The following is a 24,213-nucleotide window of genomic DNA, read 5'->3' on the forward strand; positions in this document are numbered from 1 at the left end:
GAAAAACTAATCGGATGCATTATTCTGCGCCAATGGAATTTCAAAAACAAACGTGCTGCCTTTGCCTTCCCCTTCCGACTCGGCCCAGATGCGACCGCCATGATGCTCGACAATGCGCCGACACAAAGCTAAGCCCATGCCGTTACCGTCGAAGCGCGCCCGTGACTGCAGTCGGCTAAAAAATTGAAACAATTTATCGATTTGGTTGGGGTCGATCCCGATGCCGTTGTCGGCAATGCGTACTGACCATATCCCCGCGTGCTCGGTTGAAACCACGGTCACATACGGCACCTCATCGCTATCGTGATACTTAATGGCATTGGCGATCAAATTTTGCAACAAGCGCGTCAATTCATCCCGGCTCGCGGATAAAAACGGCCAATCGCCCTGGACGACGACATCGGCACGCTTCTCTTCGATTTCCACCTCTAAAAATTGCAACGCTTCATTCAAGGACTCGCGGGTTTCCATATAAATTTTAGGCTCGGTCTTACGACCGATACGGGAATAGTCGAGTAACGAAACGATCATCGCATCCATACGTTTGGCGCCGTCGAGCGCAAAGGCCAAGTTCTCCTTGTTGTCTTCGTCCAATTGCTCAGCCAAACCGAGCTCCAGCAAATGCAAATGTCCAGCAATCGTCCTAAGCGGTTGCCGCATATCATGGGAGACACTGTAGGCAAATTGCTCGAGATCGGCATTCGAGCGCGTCAAAGCCTCGGAATGGGTTCGTAGTATCGTTTCCACCTGCCTACGCTCGGTGATGTCGGTACAAGAACCGATGTAACCGGAAAAATTTCCATGGTCATCAACACGCGGCACGCCATGATCGTCGATCCATCGATAGTCGCCATCGAAGCGCCTTAAGCGATATTCCATACGAAACGGTTCGCGGCGATTGAAATGATCTAGATAACAATCGATACAGCGCTGTCTATCTTCAGGATGGACGCCTTCCAGCCAGCCGTTATCCTTTTCTTGATCTAGGGTTCGCCCCGTAAAATCTAGCCAAACCTTATTGAACCAAAAACAGCGGCTGTCAGTCCCGGAAATCCAAATCAATACCGGCGCCGAATCGGCCATTTGCCGAAAGCGTGCCTCGCTCTCGCGTAGCTCACGCGTCATCTCGGTTGCCAACGCCAGCGCTCTAGCGCGCCCGGACGCCAATTGCCAAATGATTGTCGCCAACAACACACTCAGCGTTGCCCCCGCAGCGGCTATGTATCGCGGTTTATCTAGGCTAACCCGTTGTTTGAAGCTCGCCCCAGGGCTCACCGCTAAAGTCCACTCATGGCCATCTATCTCGATCGTTCGTATCGTATTTAGATAGTAAAGACTCGACAAAGCCTCGGACGAGCTACTATGCATTCTCGCCTCCTCGGTCATCGTAACGCCGTCGAATATCTCCAGATTCAAGTCGGATGCGCGTTCTCCGCCAACCCCCGCCATGAAATCATCCATACGAAACGGCGCATAGATCCAGGCAACGATATTGCTGCGCCGTTCCTCGACAGACTCATAGGTTACGTTATCGCGGAATAACGGCAAATACATCAAAAAACCGGCTTGCACAGCTTCATCGGTTTCCTGAACCAATATGACTTTACCGGAAATGCGTGTTTGACTCAGATCGCGCGAATCGGCCATCGCTTTTCTGCGGACCGGCTCGGAATACATATCGTAACCAAAGGCTCGAAGATTGCGATCAACGAACGGCTCAAGGTATAAAATCGAACTATAAATATCACGCTCGCCTTCCGGTCGAATCGAATAGTCCGGGAACCCTTGAGTGCGAATATCGGCGATATGCTTATCTTTGTCATGACTCGGCACAACCACCGAAAAACCGATACCTTGAATACCGGGATAATTTCGATCGATTTTCAGCGTATCCACATAGATACGAAATTCGTTTCGGTCGACATAATCGGAAGCAATGAACAATCCTTTTACGCCCAATAAAACTTGCTCGTAAGTTGCCATACGCTGCTCGATACGGTCTATAATCTCCCTAACCCTAAAATCGAAATCGATTTTCAAATTGCGTTCAAGGTCTGCTTCAGCGTTTTTCCAAACCCCGAAGGTCGCTCCGAGCGAAAGCAGCAAAACGAGACTCGATATCAGCAGTGGAAAAAGATGGCGTAAAAAGGATGGGCCCGAAGAATGCATCGGCATGAGAAATATGAGAAGGGTTAATACCAAAGAACAGCCGGCAGCCGATCAAACCGGTCAAGAGGCGATTGAATTAAGTTAAGCCTATTGATAGGAAAAAATCAAAGAACCAAGCTAAACATATTGGGTCTACATTTGTAACCTTATGCTTAAAAAATGTTACGCAATGACAATAATAGCATTCCTTTTGCTTTTGATAGCCATAAGCCCATCTGTTGATGCCGATGTTTTTAAATGTATCGCATCATCAGGGAAAATCACCTACCAAGGCAGGCCTTGCTCATCCGATGCGCAACAAGAAAAAGTACCGATAGAACCCACCGACCCTCGCCAATTGGCCGAGGCCGAAAGACGACTCGCCATTTGGCAAATGGAACGGGATAAGCAAAAAGCCGAAAGACTGGAAGCCGAAAGAATGCAGCGCCAGGAACAGCATCGCATCGAAGCGGTTGAGGCGCTGAAACGTAGCGCGGAAGCGCAGCGTCAACAAGCCTTAGCCGAATTAAGGCAAGCCGAAGCACTAGAGAATCAATATCGAATGCAGGCTTACCCATTGTATTATCTTCCCTATCAGTCAAGACTCCCTTACCGGGATCGCTCCAGGAGCATTGACAAAGCCCCCAGGTGGCCGATGCGTGATTCTAAATCAACTTGGATGACAAACTCTCCCCGCCGCTAGTTCTTTAATGGTTTGTCTGAACTTTTTTCATTACGCAGCGCCCGCAAGCTGTCATAATAGGCTCAATAACCGATTAGATATAAAAATTATGATGCGTTTAACTTTAACTTACACCTTGCTGATTATTCCGGCATTCGCATTATCGGCCCCGCCGCCCATTTTAATGGATATTCCCGACGTACCGGATATGCCGGCAACCGTGCAAAGCGGCCAAGTGATGGAGCCTGACCGAACGGTAATACGCAGAAGCAAGGAAACCACCGAAGCCATTCCCGAACTTCCCGATGCACCGATGCCTGTCGAAAGCGGCGAACCGATGGAGCCCGATATCACCATCATTCGGCGAGGCAAAGAACAAATACAGGAATACCGGATCAACGGCGAGTTGTATATGATCAAAATCGTTCCCGATATCGGCCCGGCTTACTATCTGATCGACACTGACGGCGACGGCAACATGGACGTCAGAGAAAGCGATTTACATCGCGGTACGCGAATCAATCAATGGAAATTGCTTGAGTGGAATTGACCTTATACCTTTCTGCAGTGCCGAAGGAGGCCTCGGGGAGCTGGCATAGAGCCTACATGGACGTATTCATCCAGCACCTAAATTGCATAGCCCATTGGCCATGGTTAATTGTCTTGGATAATTCATCCAGCACCTAAATAAGCCATGATTTTGAATCATTGCCAAAGACCTATGGAATTTAGGTGCTGGGTTTACGGCGTCCTTAGACGGGCACCCCGGCGCCTCCTAAGACACTGCCGAAATTTGAAGTGCGAAAGGTATATTTCACGCCGCTTCCGTTTTACTCCATCATCTCCAACGCCATTTCCGCCGCTTCTTTTACTTCCTCGTCGTAATGGGTTGCGGCGATTTGTTTAAATTTAGTAGTAACAGCCGATTTGTCACCAATATCCATAACGCTTAACCAGTCCAGCGCGGCAATTATGACAGAAGAATGGGGATCATTAAGCGCTTTAATTAATAACGGCTCAACGCTAGCAGGATCACCCTCAGCCAGATACATAACAACCTCCTCCCTAATTTCCGGGTTAGGATCGGTTAACAAAACATTTTCCAGCAAATGTAAATCATTCGCATCGTCGAGAGTCAAATTGTATACCGCCTCCATGCGAAGATCATCATCACTACTTGTTATATTGATTCGAGCTTCGGCCAAGTTTTCTTCTTCAATGAAATCGATCGGCTCCGATGAGTATGTTGCACTCGATCTTCCGCGAGCAGGCTTCAAACTGCTCATTTGCGCGTCCGAATTTTCCGAAGCATTAGGTACCGCACCATCATTTTGTTGCAGTATTATTTTTTTTGAAGCAGTTGAGGATGAACTTTCCGATTCTGTTGCATCCTGCTGACATGCGGATAATAAAAAAGGCAACGTTATGACAATACTTAAGATCATTCGGTTTTTCACTTTCATTCGATAGATCTCCAATTAATAAAGGTTTGTGAATAAAATCATTTGCGCTTTACTCCTTTAATACAGAAAAGCCGTTCGACTTCGATGAAGGTGCCTGATGCGCCTTTTATTCTTATACGATTTTTCAATCAAAAGGGAGTAAATCCCAATGAGTCATTATCTATGATTTAAAATCATAGATAATTTAGGTGCGGGGCATTTGATAGGCACGTCGGCGGCGAAATTTTGCTATCATCGTAGATCAAAATTCGGCACCGGGGTGTCCTTCAAAGAACGCCGTGAACCCAGCACCTAAATTCACCAAGGCAATTAATTCATAGCCGATAGGCCATGGAATTTAGGTGCTGAGTAAATACGTCCATGTAGGCTCCATGCCGAGCACTTCAAGCAAGGAGTCAAATCACCTGAGCATTACAACCACCCCAAGTCCGCAATGACCAGAAGGATCAACCCCGACATAATACCGGCCAATATATCATCGAGCATGATACCTAAGCCTCCGCTTACCTTGCGATCGACCCAGATAATCGGCCAGGGCTTGACGATATCGAACAACCGGAACAACACGAAACCGACAAGCAACGCAGGCCAATTAAACGGTACCCAAAGCATCGTTACCAATAAGCCCGCAACTTCGTCCCAGACGATACCGCCGAAATCATGCTCGCCTAATTTCTTAGCGGCCATTCCGCAAATTCCGACGCCCGCAACAACGGCGGCTAGCGTCAAAGCATAATAAAAATAATCGCCGGCAAGCGCAAACAACCAACAAACCGGAATGGCGGCCACCGTGCCCATCGTTCCGGGCGCTTTTTTAAACAAGCCCGAACCGAAACCAAAAGCCAAAAATAACACCGGATCAGTGAATATTGCCTTAGCCGTTAATTCATTTTTGCCTATCTTATCAGTGAGAAAAATGCTCAAAACCTTGTACCCTCAACAATTCCGTCGTGCCGAAACGATGAACTCTAAGTCCCGGACCATCCTCGATAACGCCGATACGCGTAAAGTTTTCTGTCAATAATGCCGCTTTATCAGCCGGCACGGTAAAACATAATTCATAATCGTCTCCGGCACGCAGCGGCATAGTCCAATCGCCGGTTGCCTCGATATAGGCCTTGACCGCATTCGACAACGGCAAATCCTCCCAATCCAGACACGCGCCGACGCCGCTTTGTTTCAAAATATGCCCTAAATCTTGCGCCAAACCGTCGGACACGTCGATACAACTTCGTGCGATATTGCGCAATTCCAAGCCTTCTTCGACACGCGGTTTCGGCCGATTAAAGCGCTCGAGCGCAGCCTGCTGCTGCGAACAACTAAAATGTCCTTGGGCAATTTTTAAACCTAGCCCGGCATCGCCGAGTTTACCGGTCATATAAATGACGTCGCCGGGACGCGCCCCCGAACGGCGCAAAGCTTGACCCGCCGGAACTATGCCCATGGCCTGCACCGTAAGCGTCAATGGGCCGGATGTCGTATCGCCTCCGACTAGATCGATACGGTAATGAGCGGCCAATTCGAAAAAACCTTCCGCGAATCGTTCGAGCCAGGATTCGTCGACATCAGGCAATGTCAACGCCAAGGTTACGGCAACCGGCTCGGCGCCCATCGAGGCCAAGTCGCTCAAATTAACTGCCAGTAATTTGTAGCCCAAATCATAGGGATCGGTACCGGCTAAAAAATGCACATTCTCGACCATCGTATCGGCGGTTATCGCTAATCGATAACCGGCCGGCACGCTTAACAATGCGCAATCGTCGCCGATACCCAACTCGGTTGCCGCATTCGACGATTTTTTTACGGCGAAAAAACGCTCGATTAGATCGAATTCAGCCGCTGGCATCCGAGGCTTTTCGATTTTTTGCTTGGATTTCCACGGCTCGTTTTTGCTGAGCCACTTTATCGAGTATGCCGTTGACATAACGATGACTGCCATCGGCGCCGAAGCATTTGGCTAGATTGATACTCTCGTTAAGTACGACCCGATAAGGCATGTCCAGCCGATTCATCAGTTCATACACGCCGATTCTCAAAATCGCCCGTTCGACCGGATCGATCGCTTCGACCGGACGGTCGACGAATTGCATCAACGTTTCGTCGATCACATCAAGGCTTTTCGGAATGCCGTGAAACAATTCGTTGAAATAGCTTTTTTGAGCATCTCTCAAGCGTTCTTCTTCCAAAAACTGCATTTCGATCGCACTGAGGTTTTGACCGGTCATTTGCCACTGATACAACGCTTGCACGGCGGCTTTTCTCGCATTGGTACGCGCTTGGCTCATTAGGCTTCCAACTGCTGGAACAAATTAACCATTTCCAGTGCCGACATTGCCGCTTCCGCGCCTTTGTTACCGGCCTTGGTTCCCGCACGCTCGATTGCTTGCTCGATCGTATCGACCGTCAACACGCCGAAACTGACCGGCACATCGTATTGCAGCGAAACCGACGCCAAGCCTTTGACACACTCGCCGGCGACATATTCGAAATGCGGCGTGCCGCCTCTTATCACGGCGCCCAAGGCAATAATCGCATCGTATTGTTTACCGGCAGCAATGCGCTGCACGACCATCGGCAGTTCGAATGCGCCCGGCGCCTTGACCAGACAAATATCGTCTCGATTGGCGCCGTGACGGACCAACGCATCGATAGCGCCGGCTTCTAACTGCTCGACGATAAAACTGTTAAAGCGGGATGCAACGATGCAAAATTTACCGCCCTTTACTGACAAATGGCCTTCATAGGTTTTAATAGCCGACATCTAAACTCTCTATCTCTTGTTTTTCGATAGAAACGATCTTGTCAAGACCGTTTCCGTTGACTTCTCACACATTACCGTGAGATCCGTAATCGCCGTTTTAACGGCATGCGTGGGAATGATAAAAATCCCGTCATTCCGCCATGGACCGGCGGAATCCAGTGCCATGGATGGCAGGCTTTTGAGGCACATTAGAGCCTGAAGCAAGCATTACTTATTACCGTCATGCCATCTTCGCTAATGTGACTTCAATACCATTTATTGTTACCTAACGTACTTGACTTCGAAATCGCGATCTGGGGATCGCTCCCACAGAGCATCCGGCCCCTTGTGGGAGCGACGCCTTCATCGCGATTTCGAAGCCACTGATGTTCAATATCCGCAGATTTATCAAACAGCACCGTTTCCAAGTATACGATGACCTCTGTTTAGCAAGTTTATCGATACTTGTGTATAACGGCGAGCGTAGGACCGTGGGAACGAAGAGCGCTCTGCCTTCGTCGCGACTAAATTTAAATACCGTCCTTCCCTACATAATCGACGACTTCCAAATCGAAGCCCGCCAAACCGACATATTTTTTCTGCGTGCCGATCACCTTTAAGCGGTGTACGCCTAAATCCGCAAGGATTCTCGACCCCGTTCCGGTCGAACGCCAATCTCCGACGCTATCGGTCGACGCCGGATTCACCACGCCATTATCCTGCATTTGATACTGGTGAATATGCTCGACCAGCGACTTATTGTCCTCGTTTTGCCGGATCACGACAATCACGCCTCGGCCTTCCTCGGCGATAATCCGCATCGCATCGCGCAAGGATACGCTATTTTCATTACGTTTCGACGAAAACAAATCATCCAGCAAATTACGCCCATGCACCCGAACCAGAACCGGCTCGTCGCCCGCCACCTGCCCCATCACCAAGGCCAAATGCAGCTTATTGTCGTTTTGGTCCTGATAGGCATACAAACGGAAATCGCCGAACTCGGTCGGAAAATTGCACTCGCTGATCCGCTCGAGCGTATTTTCATGCTGAATACGGTAATGGATCAAATCGGCTATCGTGCCGATTTTCAACTGATGTTGCTCGGCGAATTTTTCAAGATCCGGCAACCTGGCCATACTCCCGTCGTCGTTTAGAATCTCGACGATCACCGCGGCAGGTTCCACGCCGGCCAAACGCGCCAAATCGCAACCGGCTTCGGTATGACCTGCGCGATTCAATACCCCGCCGGACTGCGCCATCAACGGAAAGATATGACCGGGCTGCACCAAGTCTTCGGCGCGCGCATCGGACGCGACTGCCGCCTGAATCGTGCGCGCCCTATCGGCCGCTGAAATGCCGGTCGTAACGCCTTTAGCCGCTTCGATCGACACGGTAAAGTTAGTCGAATGCGCGGTCTTGTTTTCATTGACCATCAACGGCAAACGCAACTGCCGGCAACGTTCTCGGGTCAAGGTCAGACAAATCAAACCGCGTCCGTAGCGAGCCATAAAGTTAACATCTTCGGGACGGGTAAAAGTCGCCGCCATGACCAGATCGCCCTCGTTCTCGCGGTCTTCGTCATCCATGATAATGACCATTTTGCCTTGGCGCAGGTCCTCTATAATTTCATCGATTGTATTCATTTAGTTTAGAAAGCCACTGCTTTTCAATAATTGTTCGGTCACGCCGCCCATGCCGCGCGCCGCCGAATCGCCGGCCATCAAGCGCTCCAGATAGCGGGCCAGCAAATCGACTTCAAGATTCACTTTATCACCGGCTTCGGTATCGCCAAGCGTCGTTTCCTGTAAGGTATGCGGCACGATATTGACGCCGAACACCGCGCCGTCGACTTCGTTGACGGTCAAGCTAATACCGTTGATGCAAATGGAGCCTTTTTCGGCGATATATTTCGCCAGATTGTCCGGCGCCTTGAAGCGAAAACGATAAGAGCGGCCGTCGGAGTGTTTATCGAGTACCGTACCGATACCGTCGACATGACCGCTGACGATATGCCCGCCCATGCGTGTCGACGGCGTCAATGCCAATTCCAGATTGACCCGCGTGCCTACCTTCGCCGTTTTCAAGGTCGTGCGCGCCAACGTTTCGTTCGATACGTCGGCATAAAAATAATCCCGACCCAACTCGACCGCGGTTAGGCAAACACCGTTGACCGCGATGCTATCGCCCAAGTGAGCGTCGGCCAGCGGCAACTTGCCGGTACTTATTTTAAGCCGACAATCGCCGGCTTTAGGCTCGATCGCGGCAATGCTGCCGATTGCCAGAATAATACCTGTGAACATAGAAGGGCTGTGAATAGTGAATAGTGAATAGTGAATAGTGAATAGTGAATAGTGAATAGTGAAAAGATAAACGCTTTTTAGGGCGTTGTGCAATGCTTGGCTCGACCGACTTGCTCAAAAAGGCGTAGTAGCCCGGATGAAGTGAAACGGAATCCGGGAGGCCTAGGCACAGAACTTCCCGTATTTCGCTTCGCTGCACACGGGCTACGTTGTTTTCAAGTCGGCTTCAGCGTCAGCCTGAGATCCGACCCTATTTGTCTGATATCGCATAAGCTTAAATGTTTTTTATCGGCCATTTTTTCAAGCCCCGGCAAACGGAACAACCCTCGGCCCTCATCGCCCAATACATTAGTCGACATGTAGATGAGCCATTCGTCGACAAGGTTTTCGGCCAACAAAGCCCCGCTCAAGGTCGGACCGGCTTCGATGAATATCTCGTTAAACTGCAATCGTCCCAACAAATCCATCACGGCGGACAAATCGACCTTTCCGTTACGCTCGGCAACGCAATACACTTCCGCGCCTATTTGTTGCAACGTATCGATTTCACTTCTGTCTTGCGAGCAAGTCACGATCACATTCCGGCCCGGCAATGTCAATAAACGCGCGGTCGGCGGCATCCTAAGACGGGTATCGAGCACAACTCTGGCCGGCTGCAGGGTTTCGAATTCGACCCGCGCATTCAAGGCAGGATCGTCGGCCAACACCGTATTGATACCGGTCAAAATCGCCGAACTGCGGGCGCGATATCGATGTACATCGGCTCTGGATTGATCCGAAGTGATCCATTTACTCTCGCCGGAAGCCATCGCGGTGCGCCCGTCCAAACTCATCGCCAACTTGCCTCGTATAAACGGCAAACCCGTTTGCATGCGTTTAATGAAGCCCGGATTCAGTTTCATCGCTTCGTTTTGCAAAACGCCGCAGCGCACATCGATACCGGCGTCATTCAATCTCGTCAAACCTCGCCCGGAAACCAGCGGGTTAGGGTCTTGCATGGCCGCAACAACACGAACTACGCCGGCTTTGACCAAGGCTTCGCAACAAGGCGGCGTGCGCCCGTGATGACTGCAAGGCTCCAATGTAACATAAACCGTCGCCCCTTCGGGGCTTTGCGCCCGCTTGAGCGCCTCGACTTCGGCATGACCCTCGCCGGCCCGTGCATGCCAGCCTTCGGCGATAATCGCCCCTTCTTTAACCAATACACAACCGACACGCGGATTCGGTTGCGTCGTGTACATGCCGTTATGCGCTAATTGAATCGCCCGGGCCATGTAAAATTCGTCCGGATGCCACACTGAAGTCATCTTATTGCCGCTTCAAATGTTCGATCATATCGGTAAATTCGCTGACATCCTCGAAACTTCGATAGACCGAAGCGAATCTGACATAGGCGACATGATCGAGCATACTCAACTCTCTCATGACTTTTTCACCCAATTCTTGCGCCTTTATCTCGCGCTCGCCTTTCGTGGCCAATTCTTTGATGATCCGGCTGACGGATTGCTCGATCGCATCGCTGTCCACCGGCCTCTTTTCCAAGGCGCGCAACATGCCGGCGCGGAGTTTTTGTTCGTCGAAAGGCACTCTTGCACCACCGCGTTTGATCACGCGCGGCAGACTCAACTCGGCCTGTTCGAAAGTCGTAAAGCGCTCTTTACAAACCGAACATTCGCGGCGCCTGCGCACTTGATCGCCTTCATTCGCCAATCTGGAATCGATCACTCGGGTATCTTGCGCCGAACAAAAAGGACATCGCATAATTTAATCGCCGATTACCATTGAAAAATATCGAGTCGTTGAAAAACCGATGATTTTATAACAATTAAGCACGCTTACCGTAATTTATTTCGGGATAGGGGAAATAAGGCGTGGATATCTTCGCGATAATCTCGTTAAATCCTAAAAAGAGCAGTCGGGAATCTCAAACTACCGTTCGCCTTCGCCCCTCGGCTGCGCTCAGGAGAGCCCTGCCGAAGGATGAAGGGTAGTTTGAAGCTTCACCAAACCGGTGAAAATGTTTTAGACCCTTCATGCTTCGACTTGGCTCAGCACGAACGGTCTAAAACACATATCAACTGCTTTTTTTTTGGGTTAATGGTGCGCACCCTACCGGATTTCCATTTCGGTCGGCTCGATGCGGTAGATGCCGGTCAGTTTACGTTTAAATTCGTCGGTGACCAACCTAGCATCATGGCGGCCGGTGACGACTCTAGGAGTCAATAGGATAACCAATTCGGTTTTGGTAGCACTAGTATCCGTACTACCGAATAACGGGCCGATCAACGGTAGCTCATGCAACCACGGCACACCGGCCCTACCGTAATTGTTATTTTCTTGGATTAGGCCACCTAATACGATGGTTTCACCGCTTTGTACCGCGACCGAACTCATAATTTCCCGTGTCTGAATATCTGGATTGCCCGTACTTGTTGGTTCCGCACTTGCAATTATATCTTCCACACTCTGCTCGATTTCCATGATGACTAGACCGCCGGCATTGACTCTAGGTTTGATTTTCAATTTGACGCCGGTTTGCCGTTGTTGCAGTTGCTGAGTAGCAATAAGCGAATTATCGGGAGCCGCTGTAGTACCGCCCAGAGGAGTTGTCGTCCCCGTTCTCAGAGAGACCTCCCTACCGACTTGTATAGACGCTTCTTGATTATTCAACACCATCAGCGAAGGTGAAGAAATGATATTGGTATTACCTTTCGATGCCTGAGCATTCAATACAGCCTTAATATCGCCTGAAACAAAGGCATAGCTTAACCCCCCCGACATTGCTCCCAAAGCTACTGGTGCTAATGTTCGAATAACACTGGTGCTTCCCCCCCCGGTAATAGTATTGTTCCCACCGGCTCCATGCTCAAAAAACCATTGGATACCATATTTCAACTCATCTTGTAGCGTCACATCCACAATCGTCGCATCGATCAAAACCTGCAACGGCATCACATCCAACTGTTTGATCACGCCCTTGATCACGTTGTATTCCTGTGCGGTCGCGACGATCACGAGCGAGTTGTTGATCTCGTCGGGGATGATGCGCACATCCTCGACGCCCTTAACCTTAACCCCGGTTCCGGATGCTTGCATCGGACGCTGGACTTGGCGAATCTGCCCGCCTAACCCACCTAAGCCGCCTCTTTGTTGCGGACGACTGGTCACTTCGACCGATCGTCGCCCCGGTGCTACCGACGCTTGCCCCATGCCGACTTGGGACGCCGGGACGCCGTAAATTTCGCTCAGGGTCGCAGCCAATTGCACCGCATCGACATGCTGTACTTTATAGACATTAACACCGCCGCCGGTCGCCGATTGCGCCCGGTCGAGCCGAATGATCCAATTTTCGATGTCGCTCAAATAACGCGATTGATGCGTGATCGCCAATATCGCGTTCATGCGCTCGATCGCGATGAAGCGAAAAAATTGACCTTCATCCTCCTTGCTTTTTTTATCGACAATTTGTTCCAGCTCTTCAATCAAGGTCGGCGGGTCGACATGCGTCAACGGAAACAACGCGAAAGACCGGCCGCGCATCATATCGACATCGAAAATCCCGACGATCTCCTGTACGCGCAGCAATTCAGCCGCGGTGCCGCCTACCAGTAGCAGATTTCTGGACGGGTCGGAATGCAACAAGGTTTTTTCCTGCAGCAACGGCTTAAGTATTTCGACGATATTGTCGACACCGACATTCCTAACCGGAATGACGTTGACTTGATAACCGGCAGGCAATACGCGTCCGCGCCGGTCGGCCAGCGACAAGGCCGAGGTATAGAGCGCATCGGCCGCAGGTTCAATATGGTAAACACCGCCGTCGTCCTTGACCAAGGCCGCGCTGTTCATGCTCAACAGCATTTCCAGCGTCGGCAGCACTTGTTCGCGCGTCAACGGCTGGGTGGTTTGCAAGGTTACTTTGCCGGCGACTTTAGGACTCAACACATAATTCTTACCCAAAATGTCGCCAATAATGACCTTGGCAACCTCCCCGAGGTCGGCTTCGTCGAAATTCAAACTGTAAGACCCCTGACCTACGGGCGGACCGGCGCGCCTGATCACATCACCGACCGGCAATCCCGTGCCCGGATAGACTTCGGCATGCAGCTTGTCTTTATCTTCTGTTTTGGTTTCTTGCCCCAGTTGTTCGAAAAACTTTTGGTGCGCCTCTAAGTCGTCGATTTTGGGCTCCACCAAAGACAATTTTTGTCGGGCCTGAGGACCCAATAGCTCGCACCCCCCAGTCGACAGGGTTAACAATGCCATAATCATCGCATGGAATCGGTTCACTTTATTCATCTTGAATTGTTATTTCTGAATCAGGTTCACTAAGGCCGTTTCCGGCGTTACTTGGAGGCTGGCGACGGTAGCTTCGGCGCTGCCGGGCGTTTTGGTGGTGTAAGCGGGCGTCTTCCGGAAGTCGGTTCTTTTTGTTTCGGTTTTCTCAAGATCAATTCTTGCCGCCCCATGCCTCTTTCAAATATCGCTTTATCCGGCAATATTTCAACTAAGCGCCAACCGTCAACATCTTCTTCAACTGGCATTTTTTTATGGTTTTTTTGATCGGGTAGCGGCTTGATTCTTCGTAACAATACATGGGGCTTTTGCTGAACCGTATAGATACCGGTCAATTCCCAATCCAAGGTTTCCGAGCTCGTTTCCGACGCACTTTCCAGATCCGGATCCGGTTCGGGTGCCGGTCGTCGGCCTTCGATAAATAGCGGGCGACTGACTAAATCGTTATACCGTTCTTCGCTTGGCCGATCGCTTTGAAATTGCGGGAACGTCAATTCCTCATAGTCTGTCGATAGCGTTTGGGCTTCGCCGGCCGGTATGTCGTTCGCCTGCTCCCAATACCACCATTCGCCTGCGATAATGACGACTAAAACCGCACAGGCAGCGCTCAGTAATTTGACTAATGCCGGATTGATCATGGCTCTTTACCCATGAAACCGGAAGCCTGAAAGCTGACGTTCATTTTATTGCTAGGCTCGACCTTTCGGGTTATCCGGTTGCGCCTGCCTCGTTCGGGGCGAATGTCAAGGTCGTCGATGATTATGAAGGGTACGGCCGATTCGAGTTGCAGCAAAACCGAGCGAAACTCTTCCATATCGCCGTTCATTCTAATTTTTATCGCGATTCGACTATATTGACCTTCGGTTTTACTCGGTAACACCTGAGTACTGATTAATTCGCCCCCTGCATTGGCAATCGCGGCCCTGACCGTCTGTTGTAATTCCGCGGAAGCCAGAGCCTCCGATTTGTGCCGGCTAAAAAAACTTTGTGCGGCATTGGCCTGCTTGATTTTTTCGACATTGGCCGTCACCGCTTCTTTTCTGTCGGTTATCCGTTGATAACGATCCAAACGAAACAGCAACTCGTGTTTTTCTTCGCGTAAATCCAAGGCCGCATTGATCAAGGGCACCACCAGAAAGCCGATCACCATCAATACGACCGCAATCAACAAGCCTACGGCGACTAGGCGTTGCGGCGGGTATTTATCGAGTAGCGTCATCGCCGCTCCTAGGTTTAATATCCACGGATAGCTGAAAACGCTCTAAACCGCTCAGTCTATCGCGGGTGACCGGCGATACGAAACGAGCATTGGCAAATAGTTCCGATTCTTCCAATTTTGAGATGAGCGCCGATGCGGCCGGCGATTGGCCTTGAAACTGTAGCCGACCTTCGTTAAAACGCAAATAATTGAGCCAAGTATCGTCTTTTATCAATTCGCTGAGGGTGTTCAATATATCGACGATTGTCGGCGACTGCTGTTTTTTAGCGATCAGTTGTTGCGCTCGCGCAATAATGGTATCGATTTCGGCTTGAATGTTTTCAACGGCTCTCGCTTCTTTTTCGATAACCGCAATGTCATCTCTAAGAGCCGCTACAGCCCGACTTTCCAGCCAAATAGGTAAGACCATCGCGACGGACAGCAGTAAGAAAAACAACGCTGCCAAGCCGCCGTGTACATAGCTGTGCCAAGGTATTTTGTTTTCGCGGCGATGTGCCGGCAAGAGATTATAATGGGATACGTCCGATTTCGCTTGATTGCTTACCGGTTCGTAGTCGATTAGCGACGGATGCAGCGTTAATGCCGTCAACTCATCTAATAAAGCATCCAATTTATCCTTTGGCGTCAACACCAAAACGAGGCGCACGATGCCGGCTTGCTTGTTTTTTTCGACCAGCTTGACTGAAAAATAGACTTGATCTTTGTTAAACGGAGTTAGGCGATCGATTTCATAAGCAATCACTTGTTGTAAATTTTCCGCGGCGGCAATCGGAAAGGTCAGCTCCTTGCTAATCGCATCGGAAGGCGCAAGCCGCACGATGAATTGGGTTTTCTCGTAGCGCGCATCTTTTGCCAAAATTTTCTTGATCGCCTCGACTCCCGCCGCATCCCTTGAAAATTCGCCAAGGTTTTCAATCGCTTCGCCGACTTCATAGGTTAACGAGAATGAGGAGGCATGAGGCCGTAAAATCAGTTTACTTTGTTGTTGATCAAGAATTTTCTTGATCTCTTCGGGCAATAAATGAGAAAGCTCGTTTCCCCACCACCGAAAAAACTTTTTTACATCCAGATCAATGTTCGCATCAAGATTCAGCATTGGTCATGTTTTGTTTCTAGTTGAGTTTCAGTGGGTAAAAATACGAGTTTTCATTAAACGTAAGATTGGTGGATTGTCTCATTAAAGTCGATTTGTCCGTGTTACATAAACGGCTAAGGGTATAAGGAAAAGATGACAAGAATGCGTCTTTTCCGTTACGCGAGCTTCAGCTCGGCATCCATCAATCGTAGGTTGCGCATCGCGCACCTGGGTCGGGACCTATCGTCAGGCTCGGTACCGTGGAAAGGTACGCGATGCGCACCCTACGGCCTTGGCAAGCAGGGTTTGTTAGCCCGTCCTACACGTTTTGACCGTGACCTATGCAAGCCACGGCGCTTGGCTCACATCAATAATTTTCCATTTCATAGGCGAATAAAGAGTGGACTTTGGAATGTATCGGTTGCCACCGAGCCACCGAAAAAGGTTGGCCCGGGTTACTCGAACGCCTAACCAAAACCTTGACACCCGCCGTGACGCCCTCGCCGACCATGGCCTCCGAAACAATAGTCAACGCGCCACTTGCCGATCTACCGGGCTGCGCTTGATCGTCTTCCTGCATTTCGAATTCTCCCGGCATCTCGCCTCCCTGCTCAGTCGGCGAAAAAGCTCTAACCCTAGGGACGGCATTCTCGGCATCGGATCTCCCTGTTATCGGTTTGGCGGCAAAGTTGTCCTCGTTTTCCAGCATATATCGCAATTCCGCCGAGGCTTTGTCGAGATCGACACCTGCTTGACCGGATTCAATGGTAATAAACGGCTCTAGCCAGTCGTAGAGCACGGCATCCACGCCTAGAACCATTTGCAATTCCTCGAGCGACTGGAATGCTTGGTTACGAGGGGCATATCTCAAGCCGGCCGCTTGATATTCTTTTTTCTCGGCGCCGTCTTCGCGCGTGTCGTCATCCTGATCGCGCCAATCGATAATGGCGTTGGCGACCCGCGTTTGCCTATCAACCTCTACCGGTGCGTACCTCAAAAGTTTGAGCAATAAATCCAATTCCGCCCGATTAATGTCGACCTTGCCGTTTTCCGCAAGAATACGGACTCGTATCACGGCCTCATCGAAACTAAATTCATAAATTTGACCATCGGCATCCCAGCGTTTTAACGGGTCTTCTTCCAGCATCATCAATTCCGCCACCGCAATGCCGGCCTCCGCAAAAGCTTGGGCCTCGGCCCTAGTCTTCATCCCGAACATTATAGACGATTCCCGGCGCATACTCAGCGCAAAACTTCCGGCCATGATCGTTAACAACGTCAGCACCCAAAGCACCAACACCAATGCCAAACCCTTTTGCCGCATTAATCGAACCCCTGGTCAATGCCGCCAGAAAATTCGGGACCGACGGCGGTATCCGCCGCGGCTTTTAAGGCGATAAACATATCCGGCCAATACAATTCGTTGTCGCGAACAATCCTGATTCTGACCAAACGCGGTAACGCTTCTCTATCCACCCACTCATCCTGCCACCCGTTTGCTCCGGAAAGCGGATCCATGCCGAAATAACCGACCTGGAAAGAGTTCACATGCTTAAGAATTACGACGCCTTCATCCTGCGCAGCTTGTCCTTCTGCTTCCGGAAAGAAGGGTTGAACCGCAACAGTCAGCCATTTGTCGCCGCCCACTTGCCGCAAATACACGCTAAACATTTGCAAACCGGGACGAGCCGCACTGGCAGGAAGCGGCGATACGAATTGAAGGGCATCGGGTCTGCCGACAAACGAGAAGGCTCGTTCTTGATCGGGGTTAAAGTCTTGCCACAACGGTTGCGTGACGCCCAAGTGCCTGCGAAAAAATTGATAGACCAACGCGGCTTCGCCGCTCTGAGCCACTTTACCCTCGCCCGCCTCCCAACTTTGCGCACTGATTCTGAGCGTGCCGAATAGCAAGACCATCATGACGCTCAATAAGGTCATGGCCAGCATAATTTCTATTAGCGTAAAACCGGTTTGCTTCTTCGATGTGTAATGAGTTTTAGACATGGGCGGCTATCGACTGCTTGCGGCTTCCGCCCGTCCTAAACGTAGCGTTTTTAATTGAAAAACGCGCGGCTCGGCGGCTTCTTCAGACCAACTAACCCTAACATCGATGCGATACAATAGCGGCAATTCGTTTTGATTACCTGAAGGTTGCAGTTGAAAATCGGCCGGTCGGATAACAACTAGCCATTCATAGCGATCGAATTCCGTACCTGAAAATTGGCTGGCTTGCAGCGGCGTTTCCACGCCCGCCCGCGCCATTAAAGACTCCGCGATTTGCACAGCCGACGAATAATCGTCGGCAACGATTGCAGTATTGATACCGCCCGAAAAAATCCGGAGCAAAACACCTAAGGCCATCGCCATAATCGCAAAGGCCACTAGAATTTCCATCAATGAGAAACCTTGCTGCTTAGAAACGGGCATGAAATAACTTTATCAAATGTCGGAAGGATATTCGGAGACTCGATTGGTAGATGTCGGCGGCGGGAAAGTCGCCGCCAAGCCCCCGTGGGCGGATTTACGGCGTTCCTCGACTGGCATACCCCACCCCCTAAGATCGGCGAAACTGCTCAAACTGGGAATTGCTGGGATGTATTTACGGCGTCCTGGCAAGCGAGTCACCGAATCTCCACAAAGCTTACTATTTCGGGAAGTTATTTTGTACATATTCCTTAGGCATCGGTCAGGTCGATCAATCCGGTTAACCAATTGATTTCGATGCGCCATACCCATTGATCCAATTCCATCGTCAGCCGTCCGCCGGTTGAAGAACCGTCGCCGAAGAAACGGACACTGGCCCGACCGTCCTGACTGTACTCGCTTTCCGCCGTCACAAGCCTGACTTGGATATTTTGCGGAATCTGGTAAACCTTATCGCGCGTACTAATATAATAGGTGTTGTCGCCGAAATCGATCGTCACGGTCGTCTCTTCGCCAAGCATCAAGGCCTGCCCTCTTGCATAACGCAGGGCCGAAATCATATCTCGCGCCGCCGTTTTAATCGTCGTTGCATCGTTACCTGATGAAATCGATATACCGACAGCGCCGAAGGCCAGCACCATGATAAACAGCACTACGGCCAATTCGATCATCGTGAACCCGCGATTGGCTCGAGATATTGCTACCATTCTAAACAATGCCGACGAACCCGAATAAACAATTCAATGGATAACAGCAATTCCCAATTTGAGTGTAAAAAAGGGTGTGGAGTATGCTTGGCTAGGATGTCGGCGGCAGGGAGAGCCGCCGTCAATCCCCCAAGGATGGGTTCACGGCGTTCCTTGACAGGCATGCTCCACTCCCTCAGCTCCGAGAATATGTTCAAACTGGGAATTGCTGCAATGAATAAAGTCATTCCCAACTGACAATATCTTGATCCTCGCCGTCTCCCCCTTCTTTTTGATCGGCACCGAGCGTATACAAATCGAATCGGCCATGCTCGCCCGGCGATTTATAAAAATAGGGTTGTTGCCAAGGATCCAAAGGAATCCGGTTTTTCCGTAAATACGGACCGTTCCAACGATCCACGTCGTTAGGTTTTTCGATCAGCGCCTGCAAGCCGTGTTCGGTGGTCGGATAACGCCCGACATCGAGTTTGTACATATCGAGCGCGGCTGAAAGATCGGCGATTTGAACGATGGCGGTCTTGGTTTTCGACGCCCCCATATGCTTCATGACCTGCGGACCGACAACACCGGCCAACATCGCAATAATGCCTAATACCACGAGTAATTCGAGCAAGGTAAAACCGCTGTTTTTAATTCTTAATCGTTTTATTCCCAATCGTTTCATGTTTTTTCCTAAAAGGCCAAATCGTTTACACTCAAAATTGCCAACAAGATTGAAATAATGATACCGGCAATCATGAGTCCTAAAGTTATGATCAATACCGGCTCCAATAGAGCTAGCATACGCTGTATCGATACTTTGAGCTGCTTGTCGTAAATCGTCGCGACACGCAACAGCATCTCTTCCAAACGACCGGTTTCCTCTCCCATCCGGATCATTTGCATCGCCATTTTAGGTAATACGCCCTTGTCGAGTAAAGCGTCGGACATATGACGACCTTGTTTGAGCTGCTCTTCGGCATCTCTGACCGCGTCTACCAGCGTTAAGTTCGACACGGTCTCGCGGACGATCGTCAACGCACTGATGATCGATACGCCGTTTCCTAACAGCGTGCCGAGCGTACGGGTAATGTTCGCGGTTTCCATCGCAAGCAAAATGTTGCCCACCAACGGCATTTTTAGAAACCGGGCATCCCACCCTTTGCGAGACGCCGGCTCCGCCAGTTGATGATTCATATAAATATAGGCCGATACTATTATCGCCAACAATAACCACCAGTAGTTTTGTAGCCAATTGGCCAGGCCCACGACAATCTGAGTCGGCACCGGCAATGCCTGGCCGGCGCTTTCGAACATCTCGGTAAATTGAGGCACCACAAAAGTTAGCATCACAAACAACGATGCAAACGACATGACCATTAAAATGATCGGGTATATCAGTGCGGTGCTCACCGTATCCTTAAGCTCCCGCGAGCGCTCGAGATAGTCCGCCAAGCGCACCAAAACGCCGCCTAGATTACCGCCCGCCTCTCCGGCTCGGATCATATTCAGATAAAATTTGGAGAACACGCCGGCTTGACTCTGCAAGGCATCGGCAAGAGACGTCCCGCCTTTGACTTTTTCCAATACGCGCGCGAGCAATTTGCTCAATTTTTCATTTTCCTCGGTCAAATCGATTAACACCGAAAGCGATTTGTCGAGAGGTAGGCCCGAATCCAGCAAAGTGGCCAACTCGCCGGTCAACATCAATACCTCTTTTTGCGACAGCCTAAGCTGTTTAGCCCCCAGTCGTAACCCGAGAAATGTTCTGCCTTTCGATAAAGAAACGTGAAGCGGGATAAAACCTTCCGTTTGCAATTCGGCGATCAAAGCCGCTTCGTCGGCGACTTCACGCAAACCGTCTTCAACTTCGCCGTTAGTATTTACGGCTTTATACGCATAGAGTGCCATCAGGATTCCGTCGTCACGCGTAAAATTTCTTCCAGAGTGGTCAAGCCCTGCAAGGCTTTGACCAAACCGTCTTCATACATGGTAAGCATTCCCTCGCCAATTGCCAACCGGTGAATTTCCCCGGCTTCCGCATGCGCCATGATCAATCGACGAATGGGATCGGTCATCACCAAAAATTCGATGATCGACATCCGCCCTTTATATCCTAGACCGTTGCAGGCCTGACAACCGGTTGCTTTATAGAGAACCAAATCGCCGTCCGGTTGAAAATGTCTCAACTTCAATTCTTCGGCCAATGCGGAATCGACCGAATAAGCGGTTTTACAATGAGGACAAAGTTTTCTGACCAAGCGCTGCGCTAAAATTCCGTTGACAGTCGAACTCAGCAGGTATTCTTCCAAGCCCATATCCAATAAACGCGTCACACCGCCTGCCGCATCGTTGGTATGCAGAGTGGACAATACCAAATGTCCGGTCAACGCCGATTGCACGGCGATTCTTGCGGTTTCGATATCGCGCATTTCGCCGATCATGATCACATCGGGGTCTTGTCTGACGATGGACCGTAGCGCCGCGGCAAAATTCAATCCTATCTGCGGCTTGGCTTGAATTTGATTGATGCCTTCCAATTGATATTCGATCGGATCTTCGACGGTGATGATTTTACGCTCGGCCGTATTCAGTTGTTTAAGGGCCGTATATAAGGTTGTCGATTTACCGCTGCCGGTCGGCCCGGTAATCAGAATAATGCCGTGCGGTTGACTCAATACTTCGACAAATTTTTCGTATTGCCTACCCGCAAACCCGAGGGCTTTAAAATCCAATACCGTCGCCTCTTTATCCAATAGGCGCATTACGACACTTTCGCCGTATAAAGTTGGAATCGTCGAGACCCGCAAATCCAATTCCTTGCCCAGCATTTGCAGCTTGATTCGGCCGTCTTGCGGCAATCGGCGCTCGGCGATATTGAGTTTGGCCATGATTTTTATACGCGAAAGCACGGCCGCGGTCGATGTTACCGGCGGCGCATCGATATTTTGCAGCACGCCGTCGACGCGTAAACGGACTTTCAAGCGCTGTTCGAATGGCTCGATATGAATATCCGAAGCCCGGCTCTCAATCGCGCGCTGCATGATCAGATTAACCATTTTGATGACCGGCGCTTCGCTCGCCATGTCTTTAAGGTGTTCCAGATCCTCTTCGCCGATCTCGTCTGTATCTAGATTGGCAAATAGCTTATCCATTTGCGATTTACCTTCGCCGTATTGCAGTTCGAGCGCGGCATCGATTTCCGACATCAGCCCAACTTTCGCAATAATCGGCTTGCCGGTTGCCAGTTGCAACGCATCCAACACAAAGCGATTTTCCGGATCCATTACCGCAACATGAATTGCATCATCGGTATCGCGTAAACCGATTACATGAAATTGTTTCAGAAATCGCAGGGACACATCATTGGACAAAGGCGTTTCAAGCGGGTAATCCTCGACCCCGACTTTTTCTATGTCATGCGTTACAATAAAAGCTTCCGCGATATCGCTTTCCGAACAAATACCGAGTTTAATCAATAAATGCGGCAAGGTTTCGGCCACCGTCGACTGCATGACTCGATCGACCTTTTTTAACTCGGCATCGGTCAATTTATCTTGGCGCTGTAGATAACTAAGAAAGGGGTGGTATTCAGGCGCGTACTTGGCAATTGAGTAATCCATTGAACAGTCCTGGCTATGATGATTCCGGCAGATTATAAACTATGGGTGTCAGTAAAATTGATTTGGATTTTGCGCCTATGCCCACCTAATGTTAGACAATGCCACACTTTATAGTTGAGCGCTTACGATACTCACAGTAAACTTTCATTCTATACCTTTCGCACTTCAAATTTCGACAGTGCCTGAGGAGGCGCCAGGGTGTGCGGCAAAGGCTTTGCCAGCATGGAGCTGGCATAGAGCCTACAGGGATGTATTCACGGCGTCCTTTGACGGACACCCTGGTGCCGAATTTTGATCTGCGATGGATATACATGGAGGAGTTCAGACTCAGCCTCGCTTAAAAATTTCACATAAAATTACGATGTTTAATCATAAAATTACGGTAATTCAAGTTTTGCCAGCCTTAAACAGCGGCGGGGTCGAAAAGGGCACGCTCGAAATCGGCCGTTACTTGGTCAAACAGGGGCATGAATCGATTGTCGTTTCGGCGGCCGGACGCTTGGTGCAATCATTAATCGACGAAGGTAGCCGACATATCGAAGCGGACATTGGCGCCAAAAAACTGTCGACGTTGAAATATATTCCTTGGTTTAAACAACTGATGCGGGATATTCGCCCGGACATCGTTCACGTACGCTCGAGGCTACCCGCTTGGGTGGTTTATTTGGCCTGGAAAAGCCTACCGGAAAATGAAAGGCCTAGGCTGATTTCGACTTTTCATGGTCAGCATTCGGTCAATCGTTACAGCGCGATCATGACCAAAAGCGAACGTATCATCACCGTCTCTGAGATGATGCGCGATTATATTCTGCGCTCTTACCCCGATGTCGATCCCGAAAAAATTTCGGTGGTCTACCGAGGCGTCGATATGACGCTGTATAACCCGGATTTTTTTCCCAACCAAAACTGGCAGGATCACTGGATAGCTACTTATCCGCAAACACGAAATAAGCCGTTGCTGACTTTCGCGGGACGCTTGTCTCGCCGCAAAGGCATTGAAGACTTCATCCAAATTATCGCCGAATTGAAACAGTCAGGCCTGCCCGTGCATGGGCTGATCGTCGGCGAGACCTCGCCTAAGAAAAAAGAATACAGACAAGAGCTCGAGCGACTGATCCACGAGAAGCAATTGAACAATGACATCACGTTTACCGGCCACCGAAGCGACTTGCAAAACATCATCGCAATCTCGAAGGCAGTTTTTTCCCTGTCGAAAGAGCCGGAGTCCTTCGGCCGCACCGTTACCGAGTCTTTGAGCCTGGGCGTTCCGGTCGTTGGCTATAGTCACGGCGGCGTCAAGGAACAACTAGAGCGATTGTTTCCGGAAGGTAAGATCGAAGTCGGGAATGTTAACGAGGCCGCCGAGGTCACTCGAAAAATATTGACCGGTAGCTCCGTTCAGATCAGGCGTAATGATATTTTCACGTTGGAAAACATGTGCTCGGAAACGTTAAAGACCTATCGAGAATTGATGGCTGACAAAAGGCGCGTTGTTCTCGACCGCTAAAATCCGAACATGTCATCCATGCAAAACGCGGCATCGCCATTGATCGT

The 24,213-nt window shown here is 50.1% G+C and carries 24 protein-coding genes; 3 read left to right on the forward strand and 21 right to left on the reverse strand.

Annotation, left to right across the window (positions count from 1 at the left end):
- Positions 1–6: 6 nt before the first annotated feature.
- Positions 7–2,175 carry a CHASE domain-containing sensor histidine kinase gene (locus tag MEALZ_RS14170; RefSeq protein ID WP_046061180.1) on the reverse strand — a complete coding sequence of 723 codons (2,169 nt, stop codon included), beginning with the start codon at positions 2,173–2,175 and terminating at the stop codon, positions 7–9.
- 163 nt (positions 2,176–2,338) lie between these two features.
- Here MEALZ_RS14170 and MEALZ_RS14175 point away from each other — a divergent pair, with 163 nt between their 5' ends.
- Complete coding sequence (locus MEALZ_RS14175; protein WP_014149340.1) at positions 2,339–2,851, forward strand: DUF4124 domain-containing protein; 513 nt, start codon at positions 2,339–2,341, stop codon at positions 2,849–2,851.
- 88 nt (positions 2,852–2,939) lie between these two features.
- The gene (locus tag MEALZ_RS14180; protein WP_223842312.1) at positions 2,940–3,380 is read left to right on the forward strand and encodes a DUF2782 domain-containing protein; all 441 of its coding nucleotides are present in this window, start codon (positions 2,940–2,942) and stop codon (positions 3,378–3,380) included.
- Between the two features lie 280 nt (positions 3,381–3,660).
- Here the strand turns inward: MEALZ_RS14180 and MEALZ_RS14185 are convergent, their stop codons facing one another.
- The 20 genes from MEALZ_RS14185 to gspE all read right to left on the reverse strand — a co-directional run bounded on the left by MEALZ_RS14185 (position 3,661) and on the right by gspE (position 22,659).
- The gene (locus tag MEALZ_RS14185; RefSeq protein WP_014149342.1) at positions 3,661–4,293 is read right to left on the reverse strand and encodes a HEAT repeat domain-containing protein; all 633 of its coding nucleotides are present in this window, start codon (positions 4,291–4,293) and stop codon (positions 3,661–3,663) included.
- 411 nt (positions 4,294–4,704) lie between these two features.
- Positions 4,705–5,217: a phosphatidylglycerophosphatase A family protein gene (locus MEALZ_RS14190; RefSeq protein WP_014149343.1), complete on the reverse strand. Its 513-nt coding sequence runs from the start codon at positions 5,215–5,217 to the stop codon at positions 4,705–4,707.
- Entirely contained in the window at positions 5,198–6,139 is a 942-nt protein-coding gene (thiL, locus tag MEALZ_RS14195; protein WP_014149344.1) for a thiamine-phosphate kinase, read from the reverse strand. Before thiL ends, MEALZ_RS14190 begins: the two co-directional genes overlap by 20 nt.
- Positions 6,126–6,578, reverse strand: coding sequence for a transcription antitermination factor NusB (gene nusB / locus MEALZ_RS14200; protein ID WP_014149345.1), 453 nt, complete (start codon positions 6,576–6,578; stop codon positions 6,126–6,128). Before nusB ends, thiL begins: the two co-directional genes overlap by 14 nt.
- Positions 6,578–7,054: a 6,7-dimethyl-8-ribityllumazine synthase gene (ribH, locus tag MEALZ_RS14205; protein ID WP_014149346.1), complete on the reverse strand. Its 477-nt coding sequence runs from the start codon at positions 7,052–7,054 to the stop codon at positions 6,578–6,580. The genes nusB and ribH overlap by 1 nt, the downstream gene beginning before the upstream one ends.
- A gap of 509 nt (positions 7,055–7,563) precedes the next feature.
- Positions 7,564–8,679, reverse strand: a complete 1,116-nt coding sequence (gene ribBA / locus MEALZ_RS14210) for a bifunctional 3,4-dihydroxy-2-butanone-4-phosphate synthase/GTP cyclohydrolase II (RefSeq protein ID WP_014149347.1) — start codon at positions 8,677–8,679, stop codon at positions 7,564–7,566.
- Positions 8,680–9,336 (reverse strand): riboflavin synthase, encoded by a 657-nt coding sequence (locus MEALZ_RS14215; RefSeq protein WP_014149348.1) that lies wholly within the window; start codon positions 9,334–9,336, stop codon positions 8,680–8,682.
- 215 nt (positions 9,337–9,551) lie between these two features.
- A complete protein-coding gene (gene ribD, locus MEALZ_RS14220) occupies positions 9,552–10,643 on the reverse strand; it encodes a bifunctional diaminohydroxyphosphoribosylaminopyrimidine deaminase/5-amino-6-(5-phosphoribosylamino)uracil reductase RibD (protein ID WP_014149349.1) in 1,092 nt (363 codons plus the stop codon).
- 1 nt (position 10,644) lies between these two features.
- Positions 10,645–11,097 carry a transcriptional regulator NrdR gene (gene nrdR, locus MEALZ_RS14225; protein WP_014149350.1) on the reverse strand — a complete coding sequence of 151 codons (453 nt, stop codon included), beginning with the start codon at positions 11,095–11,097 and terminating at the stop codon, positions 10,645–10,647.
- A gap of 348 nt (positions 11,098–11,445) precedes the next feature.
- A complete protein-coding gene (gspD, locus tag MEALZ_RS14230) occupies positions 11,446–13,635 on the reverse strand; it encodes a type II secretion system secretin GspD (protein WP_014149351.1) in 2,190 nt (729 codons plus the stop codon).
- Positions 13,636–13,682: 47 nt separating this feature from the next.
- Positions 13,683–14,270 (reverse strand): hypothetical protein, encoded by a 588-nt coding sequence (locus tag MEALZ_RS14235; protein WP_014149352.1) that lies wholly within the window; start codon positions 14,268–14,270, stop codon positions 13,683–13,685.
- Positions 14,267–14,851, reverse strand: a complete 585-nt coding sequence (gspM, locus tag MEALZ_RS14240; protein WP_014149353.1) for a type II secretion system protein GspM — start codon at positions 14,849–14,851, stop codon at positions 14,267–14,269. Before gspM ends, MEALZ_RS14235 begins: the two co-directional genes overlap by 4 nt.
- Positions 14,835–15,947, reverse strand: a complete 1,113-nt coding sequence (locus MEALZ_RS14245) for a PilN domain-containing protein (protein WP_014149354.1) — start codon at positions 15,945–15,947, stop codon at positions 14,835–14,837. Before MEALZ_RS14245 ends, gspM begins: the two co-directional genes overlap by 17 nt.
- A 346-nt stretch (positions 15,948–16,293) precedes the next feature.
- Positions 16,294–17,250: a type II secretion system minor pseudopilin gene (locus MEALZ_RS21065; RefSeq protein WP_014149355.1), complete on the reverse strand. Its 957-nt coding sequence runs from the start codon at positions 17,248–17,250 to the stop codon at positions 16,294–16,296.
- Positions 17,250–17,930, reverse strand: coding sequence for a prepilin-type N-terminal cleavage/methylation domain-containing protein (locus MEALZ_RS14255; protein ID WP_014149356.1), 681 nt, complete (start codon positions 17,928–17,930; stop codon positions 17,250–17,252). Before MEALZ_RS14255 ends, MEALZ_RS21065 begins: the two co-directional genes overlap by 1 nt.
- A 6-nt stretch (positions 17,931–17,936) precedes the next feature.
- Positions 17,937–18,353: a prepilin-type N-terminal cleavage/methylation domain-containing protein gene (locus MEALZ_RS14260; protein WP_014149357.1), complete on the reverse strand. Its 417-nt coding sequence runs from the start codon at positions 18,351–18,353 to the stop codon at positions 17,937–17,939.
- Positions 18,354–18,601: 248 nt separating this feature from the next.
- Positions 18,602–19,057 (reverse strand): GspH/FimT family pseudopilin, encoded by a 456-nt coding sequence (locus MEALZ_RS14265; protein WP_046061182.1) that lies wholly within the window; start codon positions 19,055–19,057, stop codon positions 18,602–18,604.
- Between the two features lie 223 nt (positions 19,058–19,280).
- A complete protein-coding gene (gspG, locus tag MEALZ_RS14275; protein ID WP_014149360.1) occupies positions 19,281–19,721 on the reverse strand; it encodes a type II secretion system major pseudopilin GspG in 441 nt (146 codons plus the stop codon).
- Positions 19,722–19,729: 8 nt separating this feature from the next.
- Entirely contained in the window at positions 19,730–20,947 is a 1,218-nt protein-coding gene (locus MEALZ_RS14280; RefSeq protein WP_014149361.1) for a type II secretion system F family protein, read from the reverse strand.
- Positions 20,947–22,659: a type II secretion system ATPase GspE gene (gene gspE, locus MEALZ_RS14285; RefSeq protein ID WP_014149362.1), complete on the reverse strand. Its 1,713-nt coding sequence runs from the start codon at positions 22,657–22,659 to the stop codon at positions 20,947–20,949. The genes MEALZ_RS14280 and gspE overlap by 1 nt, the downstream gene beginning before the upstream one ends.
- Before the next feature lie 361 nt (positions 22,660–23,020).
- Here gspE and MEALZ_RS14290 point away from each other — a divergent pair, with 361 nt between their 5' ends.
- The gene (locus MEALZ_RS14290; protein ID WP_014149363.1) at positions 23,021–24,166 is read left to right on the forward strand and encodes a glycosyltransferase family 4 protein; all 1,146 of its coding nucleotides are present in this window, start codon (positions 23,021–23,023) and stop codon (positions 24,164–24,166) included.
- Positions 24,167–24,213 lie beyond the last annotated feature (47 nt).

This window comes from Methylotuvimicrobium alcaliphilum 20Z (assembly GCF_000968535.2).
Classification (GTDB): Bacteria; Pseudomonadota; Gammaproteobacteria; order Methylococcales; family Methylomonadaceae; genus Methylotuvimicrobium; species Methylotuvimicrobium alcaliphilum.